General features: G+C 41.7%; 22 protein-coding genes and 1 pseudogene. 10 read left to right on the forward strand and 13 right to left on the reverse strand.

Going from position 1 to position 25,557, the window contains the following annotated elements; genetic code table 11:
- Positions 1-137 precede the first annotated feature (137 nt).
- From AWN68_RS18575 to AWN68_RS18585, 3 genes are read right to left on the reverse strand one after another with little or no spacing between them, the layout of a single operon-like run.
- Positions 138-1,229: a glycoside hydrolase family 10 protein gene (locus tag AWN68_RS18575; protein WP_068419269.1), complete on the reverse strand. Its 1,092-nt coding sequence runs from the start codon at positions 1,227-1,229 to the stop codon at positions 138-140.
- A complete protein-coding gene (locus AWN68_RS18580) occupies positions 1,226-2,317 on the reverse strand; it encodes a carbohydrate-binding family 9-like protein (protein ID WP_084362939.1) in 1,092 nt (363 codons plus the stop codon). Before AWN68_RS18580 ends, AWN68_RS18575 begins: the two co-directional genes overlap by 4 nt.
- A 59-nt stretch (positions 2,318-2,376) precedes the next feature.
- Positions 2,377-3,768, reverse strand: coding sequence for a sodium-dependent transporter (locus AWN68_RS18585; protein WP_068419272.1), 1,392 nt, complete (start codon positions 3,766-3,768; stop codon positions 2,377-2,379).
- Between the two features lie 130 nt (positions 3,769-3,898).
- Here AWN68_RS18585 and AWN68_RS18590 point away from each other — a divergent pair, with 130 nt between their 5' ends.
- Both AWN68_RS18590 and AWN68_RS18595 read left to right on the forward strand, forming a co-directional pair.
- Positions 3,899-4,462: a peroxidase-related enzyme gene (locus AWN68_RS18590; RefSeq protein WP_068419273.1), complete on the forward strand. Its 564-nt coding sequence runs from the start codon at positions 3,899-3,901 to the stop codon at positions 4,460-4,462.
- 35 nt (positions 4,463-4,497) lie between these two features.
- A complete protein-coding gene (locus AWN68_RS18595) occupies positions 4,498-5,751 on the forward strand; it encodes a DUF819 family protein (protein WP_068419276.1) in 1,254 nt (417 codons plus the stop codon).
- A gap of 40 nt (positions 5,752-5,791) precedes the next feature.
- Here the strand turns inward: AWN68_RS18595 and AWN68_RS18600 are convergent, their stop codons facing one another.
- Together AWN68_RS18600 and AWN68_RS18605 are read right to left on the reverse strand one after the other, a co-directional pair.
- Positions 5,792-6,049, reverse strand: a complete 258-nt coding sequence (locus AWN68_RS18600) for a hypothetical protein (protein WP_068419279.1) — start codon at positions 6,047-6,049, stop codon at positions 5,792-5,794.
- 31 nt (positions 6,050-6,080) lie between these two features.
- Positions 6,081-7,031, reverse strand: a complete 951-nt coding sequence (locus tag AWN68_RS18605; protein ID WP_068419281.1) for an OmpA/MotB family protein — start codon at positions 7,029-7,031, stop codon at positions 6,081-6,083.
- Positions 7,032-7,162: 131 nt separating this feature from the next.
- On the opposite strand from AWN68_RS18605, the gene AWN68_RS18610 reads away from it, so the two are divergent.
- Positions 7,163-8,032, forward strand: a complete 870-nt coding sequence (locus AWN68_RS18610) for an SDR family oxidoreductase (RefSeq protein ID WP_068419283.1) — start codon at positions 7,163-7,165, stop codon at positions 8,030-8,032.
- 133 nt (positions 8,033-8,165) lie between these two features.
- On the opposite strand, the gene AWN68_RS18615 is transcribed toward AWN68_RS18610, so the two are convergent.
- The 7 genes and pseudogenes from AWN68_RS18615 to AWN68_RS18645 all read right to left on the reverse strand — a co-directional run bounded on the left by AWN68_RS18615 (position 8,166) and on the right by AWN68_RS18645 (position 14,845).
- Entirely contained in the window at positions 8,166-8,498 is a 333-nt protein-coding gene (locus AWN68_RS18615; RefSeq protein WP_068419287.1) for a DMT family transporter, read from the reverse strand.
- Between the two features lie 78 nt (positions 8,499-8,576).
- Complete coding sequence (locus AWN68_RS18620; RefSeq protein WP_068419290.1) at positions 8,577-9,140, reverse strand: Crp/Fnr family transcriptional regulator; 564 nt, start codon at positions 9,138-9,140, stop codon at positions 8,577-8,579.
- An 81-nt stretch (positions 9,141-9,221) separates the two neighbouring features.
- Positions 9,222-11,627 (reverse strand): TonB-dependent receptor, encoded by a 2,406-nt coding sequence (locus AWN68_RS18625; protein WP_068419328.1) that lies wholly within the window; start codon positions 11,625-11,627, stop codon positions 9,222-9,224.
- Between the two features lie 94 nt (positions 11,628-11,721).
- The gene (locus tag AWN68_RS18630) at positions 11,722-12,255 is read right to left on the reverse strand and encodes a hypothetical protein (protein WP_068419293.1); all 534 of its coding nucleotides are present in this window, start codon (positions 12,253-12,255) and stop codon (positions 11,722-11,724) included.
- A gap of 128 nt (positions 12,256-12,383) precedes the next feature.
- Complete coding sequence (locus AWN68_RS18635) at positions 12,384-13,169, reverse strand: tRNA pseudouridine synthase A (RefSeq protein ID WP_068419296.1); 786 nt, start codon at positions 13,167-13,169, stop codon at positions 12,384-12,386.
- Positions 13,170-13,593: 424 nt separating this feature from the next.
- Positions 13,594-14,061: pseudogene (gene tnpA / locus AWN68_RS19300) on the reverse strand (IS200/IS605 family transposase).
- A gap of 49 nt (positions 14,062-14,110) precedes the next feature.
- Complete coding sequence (locus tag AWN68_RS18645) at positions 14,111-14,845, reverse strand: 3-keto-disaccharide hydrolase (RefSeq protein ID WP_068419298.1); 735 nt, start codon at positions 14,843-14,845, stop codon at positions 14,111-14,113.
- Between the two features lie 138 nt (positions 14,846-14,983).
- Here AWN68_RS18645 and AWN68_RS18885 point away from each other — a divergent pair, with 138 nt between their 5' ends.
- Positions 14,984-15,562, forward strand: a complete 579-nt coding sequence (locus tag AWN68_RS18885; RefSeq protein WP_084362940.1) for an RNA recognition motif domain-containing protein — start codon at positions 14,984-14,986, stop codon at positions 15,560-15,562.
- A gap of 37 nt (positions 15,563-15,599) precedes the next feature.
- Here AWN68_RS18885 and AWN68_RS18655 read toward each other — a convergent pair whose 3' ends face one another.
- Positions 15,600-16,976, reverse strand: a complete 1,377-nt coding sequence (locus AWN68_RS18655; protein WP_068419300.1) for an MATE family efflux transporter — start codon at positions 16,974-16,976, stop codon at positions 15,600-15,602.
- A 218-nt stretch (positions 16,977-17,194) separates the two neighbouring features.
- On the opposite strand from AWN68_RS18655, the gene AWN68_RS18660 reads away from it, so the two are divergent.
- Genes AWN68_RS18660 through AWN68_RS18685 form a run of 6 tightly spaced genes read left to right on the forward strand, consistent with a single transcriptional unit; the run spans position 17,195 to position 25,488 of the window.
- Positions 17,195-18,508: an aspartate aminotransferase family protein gene (locus AWN68_RS18660; RefSeq protein ID WP_068419303.1), complete on the forward strand. Its 1,314-nt coding sequence runs from the start codon at positions 17,195-17,197 to the stop codon at positions 18,506-18,508.
- A 6-nt stretch (positions 18,509-18,514) separates the two neighbouring features.
- Positions 18,515-19,429, forward strand: coding sequence for a carbon-nitrogen hydrolase family protein (locus tag AWN68_RS18665; protein ID WP_068419306.1), 915 nt, complete (start codon positions 18,515-18,517; stop codon positions 19,427-19,429).
- Between the two features lie 57 nt (positions 19,430-19,486).
- The gene (locus AWN68_RS18670; RefSeq protein ID WP_221405752.1) at positions 19,487-19,879 is read left to right on the forward strand and encodes a VOC family protein; all 393 of its coding nucleotides are present in this window, start codon (positions 19,487-19,489) and stop codon (positions 19,877-19,879) included.
- A gap of 2 nt (positions 19,880-19,881) precedes the next feature.
- Positions 19,882-22,641, forward strand: a complete 2,760-nt coding sequence (locus AWN68_RS18675; protein WP_068419311.1) for an aminotransferase class I/II-fold pyridoxal phosphate-dependent enzyme — start codon at positions 19,882-19,884, stop codon at positions 22,639-22,641.
- 5 nt (positions 22,642-22,646) lie between these two features.
- On the forward strand, positions 22,647-24,122 hold the full coding sequence (locus tag AWN68_RS18680) for a biotin carboxylase (protein ID WP_068419314.1): 1,476 nt from the start codon (positions 22,647-22,649) through the stop codon (positions 24,120-24,122).
- Between the two features lie 10 nt (positions 24,123-24,132).
- Entirely contained in the window at positions 24,133-25,488 is a 1,356-nt protein-coding gene (locus tag AWN68_RS18685) for an NAD-dependent succinate-semialdehyde dehydrogenase (protein WP_068419317.1), read from the forward strand.
- Positions 25,489-25,557 lie beyond the last annotated feature (69 nt).

A 25,557-nucleotide genomic window follows, 5' to 3' on the forward strand; every position in this document is an offset into this window, starting at 1 on the left:
TAATAGATAACGTTGTATTACATAATGGTAAAAGAAAGTTAACCTAGAATTTGGTTACGGTAGTTGATGCTTAAAGGCATGAAAAAGGAGCAAACCTGATTGATTTGCTCCTTTTGATTCTGAAAAGACGTTATGCATCAAGATTTTTTCACGGCTGCAAAGGCTTTCAGTCTTTCATCCTTTAAAGCGCCATTCGAAAAGAAAGACATTCCTTTGGCTCCACCAGCTTTGGCAGCCGCTATGGCCTGAGCAATTTCTTCTGGTTTCATTTCTGGTAAATACACACCAGTGTGCAGTGGGAATTTACCATCCAAGTCGTTTACGCCTTGTTGCGTTGCGTATTCAATCCACGGAATATCTTCTTCATAGAAGTTGTGGTAGATCATTGGAAACACAATGTCTAAATCCCATTCGTTCCAAGACTGACGCACCAACTTTCGGGCTAACTCTGGATAAGGGAATACCGCAGCCGACATTTTTTTGCCTTCAGCATGTACTGCTGCCGAAACTTGGTTTACCAGTTTAGTAATGCTGTCCCAACGATATTTTCTCCACTTTCCATCTTGGCTCGGATCTTCCACGCTGTCGGGTCTGTAGCCATGCTCTGCCTCGAAATTGCCTTGGCACGTTTCACAATAGCAGAAGTCGTACTCGGGCATTTCGTGGTCTTGTACTAAGTCGTATTTGGCCCAAAGTCCGTTGGGCAGAATGACATCGCAATAGCGCACATAATCCAAATGAATGGCCGAAAGTCCTTCGATATCGCAATGTGATACCATGAAATTCTTCACATATTCCTGCACTTCTGGTTTAGAGGGGCAAAGCCATTGGTAATAGCCAACATAGGGGTTCACATCAAGACTAGACTCTCCATTTCGGCTCACGGCATACCATTCTGGATGCGCCTGTGCTTCGGTGTCGCCCGGACGGTTCATGGTCCATAGCCATGCATGTACTTCTTGCCCAAGCGTTTGTGCAATCGGAATCAGCTTTTCAAGCATTCCACGTCCACCACCAATGATTAGCCCGGTAATTCCCGCTTCGCGAAGCCCAGTTAATTCTGTTTTCCAGTCGGCTATGGTTTTTTCATTATTGCCATCTACCCATACCCAGTATTTAAAATCCACATCAGTAGAACCGGTTGTTCCACAAGAAGTAAGTAGGGAAGGCGCCAGCATAAAGGCTGCTGAACCAAGGCTAATGTTTTTTATAAATTCTCGTTTTTTCATGGTTGTATTTCTTTCCAGATGCTACCTGTTTCGTTAATGAACCAAGTGGTATCAGAGGTTTTTGCTTTTAATAAGTAGGTTTGATTCGTACTGTGGAAACTATAAGCTACTGTGTTGGATCGCCCCACTTTCTTAGGTAGGTTGAAATTCTGGAGTGATTGATCGAATACTTTTTGGTCTCTTTTGAAATCAATTTGAGCCCGATGAAAGTAGTAGAGTACTTGCCTGATCTCTTCATCGGTTTGATTGACTTTTAGAGTACTAAAACCTTCATCAAGTGCATTTTTGTCTGAAAACTGAACAATACCCCAAAACTCAGGCTCGTGCATGGCAATGGCCCTTTGTGGCGACCATACCCAATTGTGTTCTGGTAAATTATTGCCTGTTTTAGGGTCTTTCTGCTTTACATATTTTCCATCCACCACTTCGGTTTTCCATTGCACCCGAGAGAAATTCAACCGCCATTGGTCACCATTTACGGGAGGGGTTTTCATAGTATTGGCTTCACTCAGGGCATCCCATGGAATGGCTACTTCAACAGACCAACCTTTATCTTGATCACTAGGGTCGTTTAGGGTTCCGTTGACATGCACAGCAGATTTTAAACCATGAATATCCCAATGGTCTATGGCGTGCCCACCATTGCGGTAGGGGCGGGTGAGCAGTAAATCCCATACCGTATTGAGGGCGTTTACTTCAAATTCATAGTAGTTATGGGTGTCACCGTCTGGGTCAATGAAAATTTCGAAGTCGTTGTCGTAGAAGATCACGGCATCACGTTCGGTGAGAGTTGCCCAAACATGCGGTTCTTCTATTTCAGCATAAAAATAGAAGTAGTCATTGTCCCAGAGCATTTTCATTCTGGTGTCGAAATAGGGCTTGGGTTTTTTATCGCCTTCAATATCTATAAAAGCATCCGTCCATGGCGCTGACTGCCACGCAGCTTCATTTTCTAAACCATCAATTTGAAGTGGAGTGCTTGTCTTTTGACTTATGTAAGAACGCCCTTGAATAAACTGAAATTGGGCTTGGGCCGCAATACAATGGCTTAAAAAGACAACAAAGAATAGGAGATGTTTCAACTTCATAAAAAAAAAACCTCTTCCGTTTCGGGAAGAGGTTCAATATCATAAATTCTGATCAGTAATTAAAAAATGCTGATACCAAAGTAGGTCTTCAACACAGTAATTACGAAAATAAATCCTAGTACGGCAGGCGCTAAATATCCTACTGCGAAGTTCAAATACTTTTGTAAGAATGACCCTTTGTAGTTAGGTGCGCCATGAGAAAGCTCTTCATCCAAATTGTGCTTTTTCCATACATGGGCAGCAAAGAAAACAATTAAACATCCACCTAAAGGCAGAAGTGTATCATTGGCTACATTGGCGATAAAACTCAAGAAATCTGTTGCAGTTTCAGAACCAGGGTAAGTAATGAATTTCGAGAAGAATTCAGAATATCCGTTTCCTAATAAAGAAGGAATACCGATTAAGAAGATAGCACCTGCTACCAACCAAACAGCTCTGCTTCTTCTAACATTTTTTTCGTCCACTACATAAGCTACAGGCACTTCAAGTAGAGATACTGTTGATGTAAGGGCTGCGAAACAAAGCAACACGAAAAATAATGTTCCAGCCACAGCTCCAAAAGTTCCTCCAATGGTTCCGAAAATTTCAGGCAAGGTTTCGAAGATTAATCCAGGGCCACTGCCTACATTGTCCATTGCGCCACCACTCATAAAGCCAATTAGAGGGAAGATCATCATACCAGCCAAAACAGCAATACCCACATCGGCAAGCGTAATAAAGGCCGCAGCAGAAACTATGTTCTCCTTTTTATTTACATATGAACCATAAGTAATTAAAGCACCCATACCCAAAGAAAGGGAGAAGAAAGCTTGGCCTAAAGCGTTGATTACTACTTGGGTATTGATTTCAGAAAAATCAGGAACTAGGTAGAATCTCAAACCGTCCATAGCGTTGGGTAAGGTTAAAGCGTAACCCACAATAAGGAGAATCATGATCAAAAGCGATGGCATTAAAAACTTAGCCGCCTTTTCGATTCCGCCCGAAATACCTTTGGATACCACGTAAGCCGTAGTTGCCATAAATACCATTCCGTAAGCGCCCACTTTAAATACATCTTGCGTAAACTCACTGAAATGTGTAGCAATATCAAAGTTGCCTATCGCCATTTCATAGACATAACCGAAAGCCCAACCTGCAATTACGTTATAGAAAGAAAGGATCAGGAAGCCACTGAAGATTCCCATTTTCCCTACAAAATTCCATTTTTTATAACCCAAAGCGTTGAAAGCTCCAACAGGGTTTTTTTGAGTTTTTCGACCAATAGCGATTTCCGTAACCATTACAGGGTAACACAATACAAAACAAAAAATAAGGTACATCACCACAAAAGCGGCTCCTCCGCCTTGTCCTACCTCATAAGGGAATCCCCAAATGTTACCTAGTCCTACTGCCGATCCGGCTGCCGCCATGATGAAACCCAACCGACTTGAAAAACCTCCTCTATTAGCCATATCTGAATAGTTTAAAACCCGAATATATGTGTTTAAATTAAGCCATGCCTCCCATTGGTCATAAAATCTTTCAGAAATTCCCTTACTGGTAAGTCATCTGCTAAATTGTAGCGGATTTAAAAACGACACTATGCCCTATATAGAAGTAATTGAACATGCCCAAGCGGAAGGAAAGCTGAAAGAGGTTTACGATCATTTATTGGAAACCCGCGGAAAGTTGGCCGAAATCCATAAAATTCAGAGCCTAAACCCGGAGTCCATCATGAACCACATGGATTTATACATGACAATTATGTTTGGCCAGTCACCATTAAAAAGGTACCAGCGCGAAATGATTGCTGTGGTGGTGTCTGCCGTCAATGACTGTGAATACTGCCAAACGCACCATGGTGCTGCGCTTAATCATTTTTGGAAAGATGAAGCCAAAGTGCAGGCCCTTTGGAACGATTACGAGAAAGTAGAACTCAAAGAAGTGGACTTATTACTCTGTCGATATGCTGCAGCCTTAACTAGTGCACCAAGCAAGGTAAATGAAGCTGAGCATATAACGCCTTTAAAAGAAGCTGGATTGGTGGAAAGGGCTGTTTTAGATGCTGCCTTGGTGATTGCTTACTTCAATTTCGTGAACCGTTTAGTGTTAGGTTTGGGTGTTCAATTGGAAGAAGATAAAGGAGAAGGTTATAAATACGATTAAAATTCCCTTTTTTAGGGTTCGAAATTCAAATAAGCATGGAGCCATTTTTTACTAATGATGCCGTAGTTCTCGGTTTACTTCTGATTGTTATTGCCGCAGTGTTTCACACTTCGCATTCGCCAAAGCCTTTATGGAAGAAGTTTTACACCATTGTACCCAGTATTCTACTCTGTTACTTTTTGCCTGCTTTACTCAATTGGCCTTTGGGCTTAATTTCGGGTGAAGAGTCAAATCTCTACTTCGTGGCTTCGCGCTATTTATTGCCAGCCAGTTTGGTTTTGCTTTGTTTGAGCATCGATTTAAAGGGAATTATTAACCTAGGGCCAAAGGCGCTAATCATGTTTTTTGCCGCCACTATCGGTATTGTCATCGGTGGGCCGATAGCCATTTTATTCATTTCGGCTGTTGCCCCAAGTGTTTTGGATGTTGGGGGTGCGGAAGAGGTGTGGAGAGGTTTAACCACTGTAGCGGGGAGTTGGATTGGCGGGGGAGCCAACCAAGCGTCCATGAAAGAAATTTATGAAGTGAGCGATGAGCTTTTTTCTCAAATGATTGTAATTGATGTGATCTGCGCCAATATATGGACAGGCTTTTTGCTCTATGGCGCCAATCAAGCCAAACGAGTGGACCGTTGGTTGAAATCGGATACAACGGCCATAGACGACCTTAAAAAGAGGGTAGAAGACTATCAAGAGAGTATAGCAAAGGTGCCCACCCTTAACGAAGTGATGACCATTCTGGCGGTGGCTTTTGGTGCAACTGCCTTGGCCCGTTGGGGAGCGGATTCTATTCAACCGGTGATGGAACGAAATATCGATTTCCTTGATAAGTATAATCTCACTTCGCTCAATTCAGATTTCTTTTGGCTGGTCGTGATTGCCACGACCATAGGCGTAGGGCTTTCGTTTACCAAAGCCAGAAAACTAGAAGGCGCAGGCGCTAGTCGGTTAGGGTCTGTTTTTATCTTTATTCTAGTGGCGACTATCGGCATGCAAATGAACATTCGTGAAGTATTCGATAACCCAGGGTTGTTTGCCATTGGTATCAGTTGGATGCTCGTTCATGTGATCATTATGATTATCGTGGCGAAGATTATCAAAGCACCTTTCTTCTTTGTGGCAGTAGGTAGCCAAGCCAATGTAGGCGGAGCTGCTTCGGCCCCAGTAGTTGCTTCGGCTTTTAGTCCAGCTTTAGCGCCAGTAGGAGTGCTCTTAGCTGTTTTGGGCTATGCGCTCGGTACCTATGGTGCTATTCTTTGCGCTCAGCTTATGGAATGGGTTTCGCCTTGAGAGGAAGTTTAAAGTTAATTCGTTTCCAGCTTAAAATAGACTACCTACTCTCAATCTCTGCTTGTATCTTCTTGCGGATGGGCATAAAGACCAATAGTGGGAATACTACTCCTGCAATCACCAAGAAGGGGATCAGCTGATAGGCTTGGTTGTTATGCTTTACAAGGGCAGCAATTGTAAGCAAAATGGCTGAGATGGCAGTCAGTACAAACATCATTACCTGCAGCCTTTTAAAGTGCCTTTTCTTTTTCTCCAGTTCTACTATAGTGTATTTCGAAAACTCGTTTTGTGTTGACATATCAGTGAAATCAAATGCTGATGAAAAGGGTTTAATAGTTCTCTAGAATCTTAAAGAGTTCGTCCAGTTTTGGTGTCAGGATAATTTCTGTTCTTCGGTTTTTGGCTTTGTTTTCTGGGCTATCGTTTGCTGCAACAGGAGTGCTTTCACCTCGGCCAGAAGCGGTGATGGACATAGGCATTACACCACCTTCCACCAAAATCCTCACAATGGAAGTAGCACGGAGTACGCTCAAATCCCAGTTGTCGTTCATGTATTGGGTTTTTCTTGAAAACTGGACATTGTCTGTATGGCCTTCCACCATAATATTGATGTCTGGGTTAGTCTTAATGGCATTGGCCAATTGTTGTAGCGCACTTACGCCTTTTTTGTCAACAGCTATACTTCCCGTTCCGAATAATAGCTGCTCGGCCAAAGAAACATAGACCTTACCGTTTCTTACTTCTACTTTTAAATCATCTTCATTAAAGTTGAGTAGGGCATTGGTCACCTTATTTTTAAGGGCTTGCACAGCAGCTTCCTTATCGGTAATTAGCTTTTCTAGTTCAGCAACGCGGGCTTCGCGTTTGCTTAAGTCTTCTGCCAATTCTTCATTTCTCTTTTTCTGAATGCCAAGGTCTTCTTCCATGGCCAACAATCGCTTTTGCTGACGTGACAAATCTTGGTTCAATTGACCGCTGTTGGTCAACAGATTTTCATACAACCCTTTAATTCTTTCGTGTTCAGAACGCAGGGCTTTTAATTCCTTATCGATGATATCGAAGTCGTTTTGTAATGCATTTTTCTCAGTGGTTAGATCGTTAAGCTGAACTTCTAACCGGTTGATTTTTTCATTGGCTACCGCAAGCTCACTTTCTAATTGCGCCTTCTCTGTTGTTAGCCCGTTTTTCTCGGACATCAGTGCATCAAAGTCTTTTTTTGCCACGCAAGAGGATAAAGAAAGAACTATAACGATTGAAAGGTAGGAAAGGAGTTGTTTCATAGCGCAGGGTTTATGGAACAAATATGAATAATATGAATCAGAAAATCACAGACATTAACGATAGACGGCCTTAAAAAAATTGTGCTGCATGCATAATAATTTATATCTTGGTATTCGAAGCAAAAGAGACTATGAGAACAGACGGAATGCTCAAAGAAGGAGCGCTAAAAGATCAGACTATAATTGTAACGGGTGGAGGTACAGGCCTTGGCCGTGCCATGGGTACTTATTTCTTAGAATTGGGTGCCAATTTGGTAATCACCAGTCGTAAGATTGAAGTATTGGAGCAAACCGCTAAGGAAATGGAAGCCCAAACGGGTGGAAAGGTATTGGCTGTTCAATGTGATGTTCGTGATTACGAACAAGTAGAAAACGTGCTGAAAGTAACCGAAGAGCGTTTTGGTCAGATCCATGCACTTTTGAATAATGCTGCTGGAAACTTTATCAGCCCTACCGAGCGCTTATCTAACCGCGCTTTCGACACTGTAATTGATATCGTATTAAAGGGTACCACCAATTTCACTTTGGCTTTGGGTAAAAAATGGATTGCCAATAAGCAACCGGGGACTGTACTGAACATTGTAACCACCTATGCTTGGACAGGCTCGGGTTATGTTGTGCCTTCCGCTTGCGCTAAAGCTGGCGTATTGGCTATGACTCGCTCATTGGCCGTAGAATGGGCCAAATATAAAATTAGAATGAACGCAATTGCTCCAGGGCCATTCCCTACGGAAGGTGCATGGAGCCGTTTGTTGCCAGGTGACTTGGTGAAGAAATTCGATCCCGCTAAACTGGTGCCAGTAGGCAGGGTAGGAGAACACCAAGAATTGGCCAATTTGGCGGCTTATTTAATGTCCGATTTTTCAGCTTATGTAAATGGAGAAGTGGTAACCATTGATGGCGGTGAGTGGCTACAAGGTGCAGGAGAATTCAGCCATTTGGAGAAAATACCACAAGAAATGTGGGACATGCTTGAAGCCCAACGCGGAAAAAAGCAATAAGCCCTAAGCTACTTTGGGGCTACTGGAAAGCCAAGCGTAAAATTAAAGATATTGAGTTGTAGCTGATGTCTTTTTTATGGCTCAGTAGGATATATCAAGAGCGACCAAAATGTTTTGGCCGCTCTTTTTATTGCTAAGCCGCTTGTGAAACCGCTTTCAATCCGATTATTGATCCAATAAGAGTGATCAAGAAAAAGACACGCCAAAAACTGGCAGGGTCTTTAAAGAATAGAATCCCCACCAGGGCTGTACCTACTGCGCCAATCCCTGTCCACACTGCGTAGGCAGTTCCAATTGGAAGCGTTTGAGTCGCTTTTATGAGTAGCGTCATGCTTATGGTTAAGGCTATGAAAAACCCTGCATACCACCAGTATACATCATTCCCTGTAGCCTCTTTGGCTTTACCCAAACACGAAGCGAAGGCTACTTCAAACAGTCCTGCGATAATCAATAGAATCCAATTCATACTTCTGAAATTTTATGGAGGCAAATTTCAGTAAATCGAGGCGCTGACGATTATACAAATGATAAAAAGAGAAGGGAGTTACCGAATGCTTGACCTAATTCTACTGAGGCTCACTTGTGTAATACCCAGATAGGATGCGATGTGTTTTAACAGTACTCGTTGAAGAAGGTCTGGGTTTTGGTTAAGGAGTTCCATATACCTTTCCGAAGCGGTTTTGAACTGCCTGGAGATTAACCTTTCCTCCGTTTTTATTAATTCTTGCTCTGCCAATTTTCTTCCCCAATTGGCAATATGGACATCTTGATCGAAGAGCTTTTGCAGGCGCTCTGATTGAATTTCATACAATTGAGAATCTTCCAGTAGCTCAATGCTTTCATAGGCGGGCAATCCTTTTACATAGCTTTTCATGGAAAGCACAACGTCTCCCTCTTTCCCAAACCAGAATGTAACCTCACCTTCGGGCTGTGCCACAAAGGCCCTTACAATTCCCTTTTTGATGAATAATAATTTCGATTCAACCCGATTGGCTTTTAATACAATGGATTGCTTGGGTAATCTTACTTCTGTAAAGAGGTCGAGAAGTTTAGCCTTAGAAACAGGATGGATAGGGTAGATGTTATCAATGATTTGTTCAATGTGCATTTGTCATTCAAAAGTAGGGAATAACCGCAAAAAAAGAGGTGCGCTCTGAATACACAGAGCGCACCATGAACAAAACAACCACTAAAGATCAACCTTTAAAGAAAGGATGATGTTTCTTCCGGCAGCGGTAATTCCCGAACTGTACGGGCGATAACGCTGGTCGGTAATGTTTTCTACCCCACCGCTAATGGTCATGCCGTTGGATAGTTTATAAAGCGCTTTGAAGTTAAGGGTGTACCAGCTTGGTGAATAAGGATCTCCATTGCTGTCTGCCGCGTACATATAGCCCTTTCCTTGTTCTTCTGCAGGCATTTTATCGAAACTTACTTCACCACTATACATGGCGTACAAATCCATTTTTAGGTTTTGTTGGCTGTAAGTGATTCGGGTTACGCCAAAGGAAGGAGCCGCATGTCTGGAAGGGCTCACGGAGCTGTCATCCAGCTCTTCTTCTCCGTGCTGAAAATTGTAGCGGGTAGAGAAACCAAAGCCAGAATCGAACTTAAATTCAATACCTGCCTGAATGCCGTATACTTTCGTATAAGCAGCATTCTGAACGGCCTGAACTTGGCTTAACTCACCATTGTACATGATTTGATCTTGCCCATTTAGGGTGAAATCTCTTCTCACTAAAGCGTTTTCTAACTGCGTATAAAAGCCTGTCACATCAACTCTTATGGATGAATTAAAGACTTTGGCAATTCCAACCTCAGCATTGTAAGCATATTCAGGGCCTAATTCTGGATTTGGAACTACTACTGAACCTGGTTCAGAGTCAAACACTTTCCCTGCGTCATCCACATTTGGTGACCTAAAGCCAGTAGATAGATTGGTAGAGATAGTCATATCTGTTTCTGGGTTGAACACCAAACCAAAACTGCCTGTAACAGCACCATTCGAAATTTCAGCCGTTTCAAAAGGGAAAGGATAAAAACGCGTATCGAATGTAGCGTCTAACTTGAAGTAGTTGTAGCGCGTTCCAGCTTGCAATAAGAGTTTCGGGGAAATGCGGTGTTGCAACGAAGCGTACAGCGCATAAGATGCCCAAGAGGATAGAGGGTAGCGTGCTGGCCCTTCTACAACATCTCCAGTGGTGATATCTTCATCTGTTCCAGTTGAATTTACGTCATCATAAACCGCTTCAAAACCATAAAACAATTCTGTGCCTGTTTTTAGGGCTTTGTCGAAATCTAGGTTGAAGGAATAAGCATTTACCTTTTCAACCCTAGAAGCTCTGGTGGTACCATTAAAGTCTCTATCAATTCTGCTTTCCTCAAAGTACTGATGTGCTAAACGAACATTCATTTGGTCGTATAACCTGCTGTTTCCTTGATGGGTGGCCGTCAAGTTATTCATTAACCAAACCTGTGGTCCGTATTGCCATTCCGCGCTTCTTGGTAAACCACCTCGGGTTCTGATCAATCGGTCATAACGAGAGTAGTTTGAAGTAGTAGAGTAATGTAGTCCATAAATGAAGTCCCAGTTGGCATTAGGCTTGAACCTGATTTTTTGCATCAAATTCGTCTGCTCATAACCAGTAGGTCTTTGTACCAAAGGATCATCATTAGTGACCACTACATCTACACCGTTTTGGCGTTCTACATAAAATGGTCTCAAATAATCGTCTGGCCCATTGCTGCCCATTCTCAAATCACCAAAGTTGAGGTTTGAAAAACTGGTTACAGAAGCCCATTTGTTCCAACCCACATTGATGTCTAAGTGAGTCGTCTTTTCTCCATTGGCAGAAGAATACCTTGCCACGGCTGAACCTTTTACTAAAGCCTCGTCTGAGTGAGAGAGTTGTGGGTTTAAAGTTCTAAAACTCATTACCCCGCCAATGGCATCGCTGCCATACATCACAGAGCCAGGGCCAAATAGAATTTCAGCGCTTTCTGTCGCAAATGCATCGAGGGAAATAACGTTTTGTAAATTTCCACTTCTGAAAATAGCCGTGTTCATTCTAACACCATCTACCGTAATGAGTAGCCTGTTGGTAGAAAATCCTCGAATCATTGGACTACCACCACCCAACTGACTTTTTTGGATAAAAACATCTCCAGTGCTGCCCAGTAAATCGGCTGCAGTTTGAGAGTTTTGTAACTGTATGTCTGAAGGCGTAATTGTCGTGATCTTATTAGGAACGTCTTGGCGATCTTGGTGCCAACGGTTGGCCGAAACCACCACGTCATCCATTGATAACTTGGAAACGATCAGTTCCACGATATAATTTGTTTGGGTAAGAATGGCATAACTCACCATTGCTTTTTCATACCCCAACATTCTTACTTCGATAATCTCAGCACCTTCAAAGGCGGTAATGTCGGCTTGGCCTTTAACGTTTGTAACCGCAAAGGCTCTTGGTGAATTGCTGGCCAAAGTAGCCAACTCCAGCGGTTCACCCGTATTTTTATCAATAATGGTAACGGTTTGCGCCATGCCCTGAAAGGCACATAGCACAAAGCACCATATGAATAAATGTTTTTTCATATGAAAATATAAAATGATGTATAAACTGTTTTTGAGCCTATAGGGCTCATATACATGGAAAAGGATTTCCATGATGCTTTAGATAAAGCAGCGTTTATACACTTATGCGTGGGGGAGGACCGTCTATTCCTTGCGACCTAGGGTCGTAGATCATTTCAATCTCAAGAAATTGAGTGGGGGCTAAGGGGTGAAAAAATGTTGTGGATTGTGAACTTGGCTGAACATAGAGCGCTTTAACCAATGAGACAACCAATTGACTATCATCTTGTTGGTCGGATTTTCCGCTAAAGTGAAGTGTTATAAGTTCATTGAACTTGTGATTAACAAGCGATTCTAATTTATCCCAATAAGCATAAAAGTAGGTGGTGTCACCCTTTACTTCTCGGGAAATAATATCGTACATCTGATCCTTGTACTCAAACTCACCTTCATGTTCCCAGCGTAAATCAGTCTTCATTTGAGCTGCTGTAAAAGCCAAATGAACCATTTCTACAGGGTTTTCTTCATTGGCAATCGCTAGGGCCGCATGTTGTTTTGCTTTCGCTTTCTCCATTTCCAGAAATAGATAAGTGCCTCCGAAAGGGAGGGTAAGCAAAGCGAGCAATATGATGGCAATAGTAGCTTTCAACGGATTAACAGATTCATAAATGTAACCTTCTCAGATTCATTTTTGGAAAGTTTTGTATGAAATGCGTGCTTGTTATAGGCTTGGTTCAAAATATGGATAACTGGGAAACCTATCAAAAACATGATGTGCTAATCTTCCTCGAAGTCAATTTTATAGAGAATTAAGCTAGACCCCGGGGCGACTTGGAATATTTCTTTGGTATGAAGTCCTTTTAATGAAAGGCCAATTTCCTCTAAAGTGGTTTCTCCTTTACCCAAGAGTAATAATTGCCCCACCATCATTCTGATTTGGTGCCTTAAAAAGCCATTGGCCTTTACTCTGTAGATGTAGCTTTGCTTGGGAAAAAAATTGGCAGCGAATTGTTCATTGGGTTCAATCCTTGAAGATGTCACTTCCCTTTGGGTAATGGTATCTTCTTTGGGTCTTTTACAATAGGCCTTGAACTCATGGAAACCTTCAAAAAGTTTGGCACCTTCTTTCATAAGGTCAATGTCCAATTGCTCGGGAACCGTAGTGATAAAAGGTGCGCAGAAAGGATGTGGTTTTTCTCCGCAGGCAAAGAGGTAAATGTATTCTTTGGTCCTTGGTGATTGGATGATATTAAAGTCTTCGTTTGCTTTTTTAAGATCGAGTGCTTTGATATCTGGCGGTAAATTGATGTTGAGTTGAATTAAAAACTCGGTCTCATCTTGAATGGGCTCATGAAGGAAAAGCTCGAAAGCATAGTCTAAAGCCGAAACTTTGGCATCGGTACGGCTGGTACCCATGGTTTTAAAATCATGGTGCCCGAGTACAAAAGCCAAAGTGCGATCCACCATGTAGTGAATTGTTTTTACCTGGGGCTGCTTGGCCCATCCATGGAACCTAAACCCTAAATATTGAATATGAATGAGGTAAAAGTGTTGCGCCTTCATACCGCGAAATTAGGATAATTTCGTGGATGGTATTGGGTACGACCCCGCTGGGGTCGGGAGATCATATTGCATTGTGGTTTCTCTATATAGATATGACCCCGCTGGGGTCGGTTATTACAAATAAATCCTGCTTGGCATCCCATCAGGATGCCACATTTGTAGCAACGAAATGTTTGATGTATCAGCAACCCTGAAGGGGTTGAATATTTTTTGTGCGTTATGATGAATTGAATTGGTGAGATTAATGTCGTTTGGTGCATGGTGCGACCCCTCTGGGGTCGGGAAGGATGTTGTATTCGATAAATGTATGACCCCGCTGGGGTCGGTTATTACAAATAAATCTTGCTAAGCATCCCATCGGGATGCCACATTTATAGCAACGAATGTTTATATCAACGTCAACCCTGAAGGGGTTGTGCATTTTCTATTCGTCCAGCCAGTCGAATAGGTATTCATCTTTGAATTCGATTTTATATTTATTCAAAAATTCAATGTATTCTTCTCTGAAGGTCTTTTTTCGATGATGATCTTTTTGGTTCATGATATAGGCGATCACATTATCAAGAGCTGAATGACTATAGGAAAAGGCCCCAAATCCGCTTTGCCATTTAAACTTGTTTTTAACTAGGCCCTGTTCGTTGATCTATTTGTTGGAGGCTTTTTTGACTTCTCTCACCAAATCAGACAAACAACATGAAGGTGTCATTCCTATCAAAAAATGAATGTGGTCAGGCATTCCATTAATGGCAACCATCTTCTGCTCCTTATTCTGAACAATTCCGGTGATGTATTTATACAAATCATCCTCCCAAGCCCTCAGAATTAAGCTTTGGCGACCACTAACAGCGAAAACCACCTGAATATATATTTGGCTATATGTTCCCGTTGACATTTGAAACCAATTTTAGTTTTACGTCAGGGCCTATGTAAAACAGATCCTTCTATAACTCCTTAATTCGGATATTCTTGAAATACACTTCGTCTCCATGGTTTTGAAGGCTGACGCGACCCGTTTTTGATTTAGCGTAAAATTCATAATTAGCCCATTTTCCAGCTGCTCTTTGTGCTAACCAGTCTTCGCTGCCTTCCTCAAACTCCAAAACCTTTTCACCATTCAGCCAATGCTCAACATGTCCGTTGTTATAAACGATTTTGATTTTATTCCACTGCATAAATGGATTAGGTTTTTTGGTTTCCGCTGCTGCTTGCATAGCGTAATTGGCCCCAACCATTTTATTAGCTTCGCTTTCTGATCTAGAAAATTCATCGTCAAGCAATTGAAATTCAGGGCCGGTTAAGTAATCGTGTCCATTGCCTTCCAATTGCACGACATGATAAAAAACTCCGCTATTGCCACCTTTTGCAATTTTGTATTCTAACTCAAGCTCAAAGTTGCCGTAATCGGTAGTGGTCATGATGGAGCGGTTGAAGCCCGCGTTTTCTTCACCTAAACCCACATTACAGGCAATTGTGCCATCCACAATTTCCCATTGAGGCATAATTGGCTCTTCACCATACATTTCCCAACCGCTAAAGTCTTTTCCGTTGAAGAGTGAAATCCACTCTTCGGTTTGGGCAGCATTATCAATAGATTTTTCTTCGTTGCTTTTTGAGCTTCCGCAGCTAACAATTAAAAAAGTGGCAAGAAGAAAGTTAAGGATGTATTGAGGTTTCATAGGTTGTTTTTTTTTCGGACTTCAAGTTAAATAAATTATGAAATAAATTTTGAAATGCTTTGTTCTTGTCGATATTGAACACAAATCCCAAAATACTAATAACTTAGGGGCGAAATCAAATAGAATTAATTAAGGAACATGAACATTTTTGTAGGCCGGTTGAGCTACGAAACCCAAGAAAGTAACCTGCGCGCGTTGTTTGAACAAATTGGACAGGTGAAAAGCTTAAAGATCATCACTGATCGAGAAACCGGTAAATCCAAAGGATTTGCTTTTGTAACAATGGCGAGCCATGAAGATGGCCAAAAGGCGGTCACTCAGTTAGACGGAACAGCTTTAGATGGAAGAAATATTTCTGTTTCTGAAGCTGAGGATAGAAAGTCGAACGAAAGAAAACCGACTGCTGGTCCAGGCCAAGGTCAGAGATCAGATTTTAAACCTAGACGAGAAGAAAGTCGAGACGAAGAAGACTCTGAAAGCGGAGGTAAGCCTGAAAAGAGCAGTCGAAGTTCTGAATGGTCTGATGCCCCATCGAAAGGAGCACCACGAAAAAACTCTCCGAATAAAAAGAAAAAGGAAGCCCCAACAGGCAGAGGTGGTGATGATGAAGGTTTCAGGAAAAAGAAAATGCCACCTAAACCACCGAAGTCTAAAAAGAACCGCGGTTGGGGAGAAGAAGACGATGACGATGATATTTTCGGAGATTTTAAGTTCTAAAGCCCTCTGTTTATAATAATAGTATTACTTGGTGTGTTTAGCCTTCAGCGTTAGAATGCACCAAGTTTTTCTTTTTCCACCTACCTGTTTTATACCAGCCTAAGGTAATTAATGCAGGAATAACATTGGAAATTGGGAAGGACCACCAAAGACCATCGTAGCCCAAGCTTGTGTGTGAGGATAAATACCAGGCCACAGGGAATTGGATGACCCAAATGCCTATAATCGTCAGCACCATTGATGAGACGGTATTTCCAGATCCCCTTAAAGTGCCTATAATCGACATTTGTAATCCCATAAAACCAAAGCTGAGTGAGGTGATTTTAAGGAAATCAACGCCCATGCCCACAACATTATCATCACCAGCCAAGAACGCACGAGTAAGTGGTTCTGCAAAAATGAAAAAGATTAAACCCACAACGGACAGGGAAATGAAGCCGATTACTGAAGAGTAATAGGAAGTTTTCTCTGCTCTATCAATCCGCTGAGCGCCCATATTTTGCCCCACCAATGTGGTGCAAGCTTTTGAGAGGCCTAAGCTAAGAATTACCACAAAGCTTATGAGTCGAGAACCTACTCCATAGGCAGCCAATACTTCGGTACCAAAACGAGCCACCAAAACGGTCATTATTGTAAGCCCTAAAGCTCTGGCTGAAATTTCGATGGAAGAAGGGAAGCCTAGTTTGAAAGCTTTATTAAGTAACGGCCAATCGAACGAAAAGGCCTTAATGCTCAGTTTGATTTCTGTTGTGCCTTTGAACAATATGTACATCCCCAAGGCAATAGATATGAACTGCGTAACCAATGTAGAAACAGCGGCTCCTGTTACTCCATAAGCTTCAATAGGCCCCCAGCCGTAAATGAATAAAGGATCGAGAAAGAAATTAAGAAGTAAGGTAGCTCCATTGATGTAGAGCGGTATTTTAACTTCACCAATTCCTCTTAATAAAGACTGGAACATGATGAACCCAAAGTTGAAAATCAGACCAATAAATATGGTACGTTGAAAGAGGTTAGCATCATCAAAAATGATTTCTTCTACTCCAATCGCATAGAGGATTTGAGGGGAGAAGATGTAGGCGATAATCGAAACTACAAGGGAAATAAGAAAAGCCATGAGCAAAGTTTGCCGTGCTACATGGTTTACCATCTTGAAATTCTTCGCGCCAGCATATTGTGCTACTAGAATGGCACCTGCAAAGGCAAAACCAGAACTGATGGAAATCAATAAGAAGTTAATGGGAAAGCTGATGGAGACGGCCGCAACGGCATTGGCACCTAATCTACCCACCCAAAACGCATCTACCAGTTGATAGCCCGTTTGCAATAAATTTACTCCAATGATGGGCAGGGCCAACATGGTAAGTGCTTTTAAAATGGGGCCTTCAGTGAGTGATTTACGTGGGGACTTCATGAATGTGCAAATCTAAACGATTCGTTTTTAGTTGTTACTTCAAATTACTAGTCATTTAATGTTAGTAATGTTTGCTTGGCTAAAGTATATCTTAAATAGATAGCTCTATATAGCGTATAAACCACTTTTATTGCTTATATTAATAGGGTTATAAAGTCACGCAATCTATGTGACTTTTTATAAATCCCCTGTCTAAAGAAATACCTATAAATAAATCAATGATTGCTGAAAGAACTAAATCCCAAGAGCTCCTTGAGAGGAGAAAAAAAATTGTAGCCAACGGGGTTGGCGTATTCAATACGGCTACTGTAAGCCATGCTAAAGGAGCAATAATAACAGACTTAGAAGGTCGTGAGCTGATCGATTTTGCTGGCGGAATAGGAGTAGCTAATGCTGGTCATTGTCCGGAGCCAGTTGTTGAGGCAATCAAAGCGCAGGCAGAAAAGTATTTGCATACTAGTTTCAACGTGGTGACTTATGAGCCCTACATAGAATTGTGTGAGCAGATTGCTGAAATTTTACCTCATGGTGATCATACGAAGGTAATGTTGGTCAGTACAGGAGCAGAGGCTGTGGAAAACGCAGTTAAAATAGCGAGACAGGCTACAGGTAAGCAAGGCATACTTTGCTTTACGGATGCTTATCATGGAAGAACCATGATGGCGATGACGCTTACGAGCAAGATTACTTATAAAGTAGGCTGTGGGCCGTTCAGTCCTGAAGTATACAGAATACCTTTTCCTAATTTTTACCACTTAGGGAATGGAAGAACTGAGGAAGAGTTTGTTGAGGAGCATCTCTCATTGTTGCATGATAGCGCGAAAAATATAGTTGATCCGGATAACCTAGCGGCAATTATTTTAGAGCCAATTCAAGGTGAAGGTGGTTTTAACCCAGTACCGAAAGCTTATCTACAAGGTCTTCGTGATTACTGTGACGAACATAATATAATGTTGATCATAGATGAGGTGCAAAGCGGCTTTTGTAGAACTGGTCATTGGGCGGCATGGCAGCATTATGGCGTGCAACCAGATTTGAGCACCTATGCTAAATCTTTAGGCTCTGGCTTGCCAATCGCAGCTGTTGTTGGTCGTGCCGAAGTGATGGATGCCGCGGCTCCTGGGAGTATAGGAGGGACTTACATTGGTAGTCCGGTCTGTTGTGCTGCTGCTTTGGCGACTATCAAATACATGAAGGAAATCAACCTGAATGCCAAGGCGCTTCATGTTGCTGAAGTGATCAATAAAAGGATGGGAGATTTCATGAAGGAATGCCCTGCGATTGGAGATATCAGAGGAGTAGGTGCAATGCAAGGAATCGAATTTGTAGAACAAGGCGATCCAAATATGCCAGATAGTGATTTATGTACACGCATTGTGAAAGGATGTGCTAAAAAAGGCTTGATCCTTTTAAGTGCGGGCACATATAAAAACGTAATCCGAATTTTGTCGCCATTGGTAATTACCGATGAGCAGCTAAATGCTGGTCTCGATATACTAATAGAAGAAATAAAAATTCAAATCAATAATTAAGAGTACATGAAGCCATTTACTATTGCGGGGATACAAATGAAGGTATCCGCAACCCATTCCAATTTGGAAATGATGAAGTTGAAGTTGGATATCACGATGAACGTGTATCCAGCGGTCGACCTTGTTCTCTTTAGTGAGTTATGTGGCTATGGCCCACTTACTTATTATGCCCAGGAATTGCCTGGTCATTTCGAAGATGAAATGAAGGCCATGGCGAAGAAACACAAAATTTGGCTCGTTCCAGGTTCTATTTTTGAGAAGTCGGGTGACAAGATCTACAATACTGCTCTGGTTATTAACCCTCAAGGGGAAGTGGTTTCACGCTACAGAAAGATGTTCCCGTTTTACCCCTATGAGGTAGGGGTTACTCCAGGAAGCGAGTTCTGTATTTTTGATATCCCTGATGTAGGCCGTTTTGGATTATCCATTTGTTACGACATGTGGTTTCCAGAAACGATAAGGACCCTCGCGGTAATGGGGGCTGAAGTAATTCTTCATCCGACCTTAACAGGCACTATGGACAGAGATATTGAGCATTCCATTGCCCAAACCATGGCTGCTGTTAATCAATGCTTTTTCTTTGATATCAACGGTTTAGATTCTGGCGGAATAGGTCGTTCTACGGTTTGCGGCCCTGATGGTCGAATAATGTATCAAGCAGGTAGTACCGAAGAAATCATTCCTATTGAAATTGATATGGAACGAGTTCAGCGAAGCAGAGAACTAGGGGTAATGCGCTTAGGTCAACCGCTGAAGAGTTTCAGAGACCATATGGGTGATTTTAACATCTATAATCCAAATAAGAAACACGAATATCTAGAGTCTTTAGGACCATTGATTAAGCCTCAAAAACCAGAACAACTGACGGAATTGAAACAGAGGGAAAGCATGATTCAGTTGCCAGTGAATTTGGTAGAATAAGGCTACTAGGAATTAATTTTAATCTTAAAAACATAAACAAAAGCTATGGGAAATCTTATGTCAAAACCAATCAAGAAAAAGCCTAAACAACCTATTCTAAACTGGTTCGAGATTCCCGTGCTGGATTTACAGAGAGCAGTTGCTTTTTTTAATCATGTTTATGATGTGCAACTGGAGATTATTGGTACCACAGAATATGCCATGGCAATGCTGCCCACCGACACAGGAGTGGGCGGTGCTTTGGTCATGGGGCAAGGTTGCATCCCTAGCGAAACAGGGGTGTTGATTTATCTAAATGCCGTTGATGACATGGAAGTCATGCTTGAAAGAATTGAACAAGCGGGTGGAAGAGTTATTATGAGAAAAACCATAATAAGTGATGATTCTGGATACTTTTCACTTTTCATCGATTCTGAAGGAAATAAACTGGCCTTACATTCTAACATATAATCGTGTCAAAAAAGAAGAACTATACGTCCGCTCCATTTTATAACATAGGTCAGTTAAGAGTTACCTATTGGAATTACCTCAAGAACCAAACCTCTGAGTTGGCACGTTGCCATAGGGATTCCAAGAATGAAAGCGCCATCACAGATAGTGTGAAAATTTTGCTTAAAGAGCTTGGTCAGGTAGAGGCTTACTTTGCTTTTCCAGGTAAAAAGCTCGTAGAGCAATATAAGTTGGCACTGAGTAGAAAGGAACATACTGCTTTGGCTAATAATGTGGCTGAAACCACGCGCAGGTTGGTGAGCGATAGTTACCGTAGCAATCCAGACTTCATCAATCTGGGTGATGAGAAAACCATGAAGGAGGTGGAGCAGAGGGAAGAAGCTGACCATGTTCAACAGAATTATTTTGAAGTGCTTTTTGTGGAAGAGATGTCTGAAGCGGACGAGATAGCCCTTCATCAAAAAGCAGCGGAGCTCTCTCAAAAGAGTGACACCTTCACCTATCGTTTTGTCGTACAACGCTCTTTTCAAGACGCACTGATAACACTACTTTTTAACTATAATATTCAGGCGGTTGTGGTACGATATGCCCCGCCTTACTATTCAAAGGGTATTTCCGCGATTATTAAGCCTTACGTTCAAAACGTCATTAAACTTGACCTGTCAGGAAGAAAAGAGGTAGAGTTAGGGCCAATTTTAGGCAAACTTGCAAGGCAATATAGGCCAGAATTGGATACCTATTATGTTACAGATACGGCATTAAGGGACCTTAAGGACAGTACCATAAAGACTTTTAAAAGAATCTTCTATCGAAAAGAGGATTTGTTGGAAATACATTTGAGCATAATGATGGGTGTTAGAGATCGTTATCAAACGCCATTCTTTACTGCTCTGAAGGAATACAGCCAAAAACCTACTGGGGTTTTTCATGCCATGCCTATTTCTCGAGGGAACTCAGTTTTCAAATCTCGATGGATTCAAGACTTCGGTGATTTTTATGGGAACAACATGTTTTTGGCAGAAACGTCAGCCACTACTGGTGGATTGGATTCTCTATTACAACCTACAGGGCCGTTGAAAAAGGCCCAGAAAATGGCCAGTGCGGCCTATGGGTCCAAGCAGACGTTTTTCGTAACCAATGGTACTTCTACGGCCAATAAAATTGTAATGCAGGCACTCGTTCAACCGGGTGATGTGGTGTTGGTAGATAGAGATTGTCATAAGTCACATCATTATGGTTTGGTGCTTTCTGGTGCGCTTCCAGTATACTTAGATTCTTACCCCATTCAAAAATACTCAATGTATGGAGCGGTACCACTGGAACAAATCAAAAGGAGATTGATACAACTAAAGGCTGCTGGGAGATTAGATAAGGCGAAAATGCTTTTGCTCACCAATTGCTCTTTTGACGGATTAGTTTATAACGTACAAAGGGTAATGGAAGAAGTATTGGCCATTAAACCAGACATGATTTTTCTCTGGGACGAGGCTTGGTTTGCTTTTGCAGGTTTTACCTATACCTATAAGCAGAGAACTGGTATGTTCTCTGCTAGAAAATTGGCAGGGAAATATCAAAGTAGCAGTTATAGAAAGGAATATGAGGATCATATAAAGAACCTTAAAGAAGGAGAGTTACCATTATTGCCAGACCCCGATAAGGTGAAAATAAGGGTGTATGCAACACAAAGTACACATAAGACCTTGAGTAGCTTCAGACAAGGCTCAATGATCCATATCTGGGATCAGGAATTTAGAAGGAAGAGCGAAAGTACGTTTTTGGAAGCCTATATGACTCATACCTCTACTTCACCCAATTACCAGATGCTGGCGTCTTTGGATGCGGGTAGAAGACAAGTGCAGTTCGAGGGTTTTGAACTGGTCGAAAAAAGTGTGGAATTAGCAATGGTACTCAGAGCGAAAGTCAATGATAATCCAATGTTGAATAAATACTTTGATGTATTGACTGTGCACGATTTTATTCCTGATAAATATCGGCAAACAGGTCTTACGGAGTATTACGGTAAGGAAGCAGGTTGGAATAGAATGGAATTGCCTTGGGAACAAGATGAATTTGTGCTAGACCCTACAAAAGTGACTTTGCATATTGGTAGAACTGGCGTTGATGGAGATACTTTCAAGAATAAATACTTGATGGATAAATTCAACATTCAGATCAATAAGACATCGAGAAATACCGTCCTTTTTATGACCAATATTGGTACTACAAGGGGGAGTGTTACTTACTTGACCAATGCATTATTGACCATTGCTGAGGAATTGGATGATGAGATCAAATCGCTCAACGGCCGTGAAATGGAAATACGGGAAGCTAGAATAAAGTCGCTTACTGAAGACGTTCCTCCGCTGCCTGATTTTAGTCATTTCCACCGTTCATTTCAGGCCGTACCGGGTGTGCCTGGTGGTAACTTAAGAGAGGCTTACTTCCTCGCTTATGACGAAACTAATTATGAATACGTTCCATTAAAAGAATGCCTCCCGTCCATGGAGAAAGGGAAAGAGTTAGTGGCTTCTTCTTTTGTAATACCATACCCTCCAGGCTTTCCTGTATTGGTGCCAGGTCAAGTAGTAAGTACTGAAATTATAGAATTTTTACTAGCACTTGATGTTTCTGAAATTCATGGTTACAGAGCAGACCTAGGTCTAAGGGTATTCAATAAAAAAGTACTCGACCGACAAAAAACAGGGACAGCATTAGGGGCTATGGGTATTTCAATGAAAAATAAATTATCAAACACAAAATAATCACGATGACCAAGAAGAAAACGAGTATCGAAAAACTGAATGGCGTAGCGGATATCAGACGCTTCTTTTATAAAAATGAGACACCGATCTACTTCATCAGTGCGACCAACTTCAACCTACTTGGGGCAGACGAATGGATCAAAGGATTCAAGTTTATCTGTCATATTGAGTGTTTTGATGGACTTCATCCTAATGTTTTTTCTCCCAAAGAAGAAATCCCACACGATGAATTCGAAAGCATTGAAGATATCAATAATTACTTGCTGCAGCATCCTGAAGTGCAGGACTACTTAAAGACAAGGACCAAAGGTGGAAATGCAGGCAAAGTGATGTTCCTGATGTTTGATGAGGAAACAGAAAAGCTTGCGAAGAAACAGGGACTCGAAGTAATGTTCCCTAGTGCCAAAATGCGAACCTTCATGGACAATAAGGTGAATACAAACAGACTGGCTGAAAAGGCGGGTGTTCCTTGTGTTCCTTATGTGCTTTCAAAAGTGAAGAATTACGTTCATTTACAGACAGTATCGAAAGAGCTGGGAAATGATTTAGTAATTCAGACCCCTTTCGGTGATTCAGGTCACACCACTTTCTTTATTTCCAACGAGACCGAATTCAAGAAATATGAAGAGGAAATTGTAAAGGAGAAAGAGGTTAAAATCATGAAGCGTATCAACTGCAAAGGCTCTGCAATCGAAGCCTGTGTTACGCAACATGGAACTATTGTAGCTCCGCTGATGACCGAGTTGGTTGGCTTCAAAGAACTGACACCTTACAAAGGCGGTTGGTGTGGAAATGAGATTTACCCTAATGCATTCAGCCCTTCGCTAAGAAGAAAAGCAAAAAACTACACGGAGTTATTCGGAGATCAGTTAAGAAAAGAAGGCTATAAAGGCTATTTCGAACTAGATTTTTTGATCGATCAAGACAATGGTGAGATTTATCTAGGGGAACTTAACCCAAGAGTGACTGGAGCAAGTTCGATTACCAATCACGCAGTTTTTGCATTGGCTGATGCACCTCTTTTTATCTTCCATATTTTAGAATGGATGAATGTGGAGTATAAACTCAACGTGAAAGCACTCAACGCGAGATGGGCGAGACAAGAAAATGTAGATGGTTGGAGTCAGTTGATCATTAAGCATACGCAAGACACGGTGGAATTCGTCAGCGAAGCTCCAAAATCTGGTATTTGGAAAATGTTTGATAATGGTCATATCCAATTCGATAGAATGGATACGCACAGAAGAGCAGTGGAAAGCGAACAAGAAGCGTTCTTTTTGAGAATAACAAAAGAAGGGAACTACCTATATGAAGGTGCTGATTTGGGTATTTTGGTATCGAGAGGAAGAATGATGACGGATGATTTTGAACTCACAGACAGGGCCAAGAATTGGATCAATGCCATCAAAGGGAAGTATTCTTCTCAGGTTATTGAAGACAAAAGAGAGCAACCAAACCTCATCGGTAGTTTGACTAAGTAATATTTAATCTATGGAATTTAAAAGCATCAATCCTTATAATAATAAGGAGATAGCAAGCTATACAGGTATCTCTAATACCGAATTAGATGATAAACTCAATCTGGCGGGGGAAGCCTTTGGTCCTTGGAGGAATACGTCTTTGAGTGAGCGAATTCTGCTCATGAAAAAGGCGGGAGAAGTACTTCGGACCAATGTTGAAGTATATGCCGAAATGATTACGCTTGAAATGGGGAAACCCATTAATGAATCAAGAACGGAGGTCAATAAATGTGCTTGGGTTTGCGATTACTATGCCGATAATGCAGAGGAATTCTTAGCAAATGAAGTAATTGAAACTGACGCTCAATTGAGTTTTGTTCAGCATGATCCGATAGGTAGCGTATTGGCCATTATGCCTTGGAACTTCCCTTTTTGGCAAGTTTTTAGATTTGCAGCACCAACCCTTTTGGCTGGAAATACTGGTTTATTAAAGCATGCGCCCAATGTATTTGGCAGTGCTACGCTTATTGAAGAAGTTTTTACAAAAGCGGGCTTTCCTAAAGGAGTGTTTCAAAATCTGATTGTTCATCATGATCAAACAGAAAAGATCATAGCTCATAGGGTAGTACAAGCTGTAAGTTTAACGGGTAGCGAAAGGGCAGGATCGGCAGTAGCAGAAATTGCAGGCAGGCATATTAAAAAATCCTTGTTAGAACTGGGGGGCAATAATGCCTTTATTGTTTGGGACGATGCTGATATTGACAAGACCATTCAGACGGCCTTAGTGGCAAGAATGCTGAATTGTGGACAAAGCTGTATCGCTGCCAAGCGTTTCATTTTAATGGAGGATATTTATGACGAGTTTGTGGTTAAGTTCACTGAGGCAATCCGTCAACTTAAATCTGGCGATCCAATAAATGAAGACACCAAAGTGGGGCCGATGGCCAGAATCGATTTGGCCGATCAGTTGCAAAAGCAAGTTCGCAGCTCTGTGGAAATGGGGGCCGAATTACTTTTAGGAGGAAACCAAAAAGGCTGTTATCACGAACCAACCGTTTTAGGTAATGTAAAACCAGGAATGCCTGCTTTTGATGAAGAAACCTTTGGTCCATTGGCGGCTATGATCAAGGCAAAAGACATTGACGATGCCTTCAGGTTATCTGAATTGTCGCCTTTTGGATTGGGTGTAACTGTTTGCACGACCAATATTAAAAAGGCAGTTGAGATGGCGCATAGAGTAAGTGATGGTGCCTACTTCGTTAACGAACTGGTGAAGTCAGACCCACGATTGCCATTTGGTGGCACGAAAAAGTCGGGTTATGGTAGAGAATTGGCCAAAGATGGTATGATGGAATTCACGAATAGAAAAACCATTTACGTTAAGTAAAGAATCGTTAAATTTTTAAGGGGTGATCTCCACTTCATTTGGGATGACTGAAAATAATATCTTTCAATC

Origin of the sequence: Roseivirga echinicomitans, from assembly GCF_001592935.1 — a bacterium.
Taxonomy (GTDB): domain Bacteria; phylum Bacteroidota; class Bacteroidia; order Cytophagales; family Cyclobacteriaceae; genus Roseivirga; species Roseivirga echinicomitans.

What these genes read in the sequence shown, in the direction of transcription:
- AWN68_RS18655 (WP_068419300.1), bottom strand. Translation starts at nt 16,976, where the DNA reads ATGAAGTCCCCACGTAAATCACTCACTGAAGGCCCCATTTTAAAAGCA.
- AWN68_RS18620 (WP_068419290.1), bottom strand. Translation starts at nt 9,140, where the DNA reads ATGCACATTGAACAAATCATTGATAACATCTACCCTATCCATCCTGTT.
- AWN68_RS18680 (WP_068419314.1), top strand. Translation starts at nt 22,647, where the DNA reads ATGACCAAGAAGAAAACGAGTATCGAAAAACTGAATGGCGTAGCGGAT.
- AWN68_RS18660 (WP_068419303.1), top strand. Translation starts at nt 17,195, where the DNA reads ATGATTGCTGAAAGAACTAAATCCCAAGAGCTCCTTGAGAGGAGAAAA.
- AWN68_RS18635 (WP_068419296.1), bottom strand. Translation starts at nt 13,169, where the DNA reads ATGAAGGCGCAACACTTTTACCTCATTCATATTCAATATTTAGGGTTT.
- AWN68_RS18670 (WP_221405752.1), top strand. Translation starts at nt 19,487, where the DNA reads ATGTCAAAACCAATCAAGAAAAAGCCTAAACAACCTATTCTAAACTGG.
- AWN68_RS18685 (WP_068419317.1), top strand. Translation starts at nt 24,133, where the DNA reads ATGGAATTTAAAAGCATCAATCCTTATAATAATAAGGAGATAGCAAGC.
- AWN68_RS18605 (WP_068419281.1), bottom strand. Translation starts at nt 7,031, where the DNA reads ATGAAACAACTCCTTTCCTACCTTTCAATCGTTATAGTTCTTTCTTTA.
- AWN68_RS18595 (WP_068419276.1), top strand. Translation starts at nt 4,498, where the DNA reads ATGGAGCCATTTTTTACTAATGATGCCGTAGTTCTCGGTTTACTTCTG.
- AWN68_RS18610 (WP_068419283.1), top strand. Translation starts at nt 7,163, where the DNA reads ATGAGAACAGACGGAATGCTCAAAGAAGGAGCGCTAAAAGATCAGACT.
- AWN68_RS18615 (WP_068419287.1), bottom strand. Translation starts at nt 8,498, where the DNA reads ATGAATTGGATTCTATTGATTATCGCAGGACTGTTTGAAGTAGCCTTC.
- AWN68_RS18580 (WP_084362939.1), bottom strand. Translation starts at nt 2,317, where the DNA reads ATGAAGTTGAAACATCTCCTATTCTTTGTTGTCTTTTTAAGCCATTGT.
- AWN68_RS18575 (WP_068419269.1), bottom strand. Translation starts at nt 1,229, where the DNA reads ATGAAAAAACGAGAATTTATAAAAAACATTAGCCTTGGTTCAGCAGCC.
- AWN68_RS18885 (WP_084362940.1), top strand. Translation starts at nt 14,984, where the DNA reads ATGAACATTTTTGTAGGCCGGTTGAGCTACGAAACCCAAGAAAGTAAC.
- AWN68_RS18585 (WP_068419272.1), bottom strand. Translation starts at nt 3,768, where the DNA reads ATGGCTAATAGAGGAGGTTTTTCAAGTCGGTTGGGTTTCATCATGGCG.
- AWN68_RS18665 (WP_068419306.1), top strand. Translation starts at nt 18,515, where the DNA reads ATGAAGCCATTTACTATTGCGGGGATACAAATGAAGGTATCCGCAACC.
- AWN68_RS18590 (WP_068419273.1), top strand. Translation starts at nt 3,899, where the DNA reads ATGCCCTATATAGAAGTAATTGAACATGCCCAAGCGGAAGGAAAGCTG.
- AWN68_RS18600 (WP_068419279.1), bottom strand. Translation starts at nt 6,049, where the DNA reads ATGTCAACACAAAACGAGTTTTCGAAATACACTATAGTAGAACTGGAG.
- AWN68_RS18625 (WP_068419328.1), bottom strand. Translation starts at nt 11,627, where the DNA reads ATGAAAAAACATTTATTCATATGGTGCTTTGTGCTATGTGCCTTTCAG.
- AWN68_RS18645 (WP_068419298.1), bottom strand. Translation starts at nt 14,845, where the DNA reads ATGAAACCTCAATACATCCTTAACTTTCTTCTTGCCACTTTTTTAATT.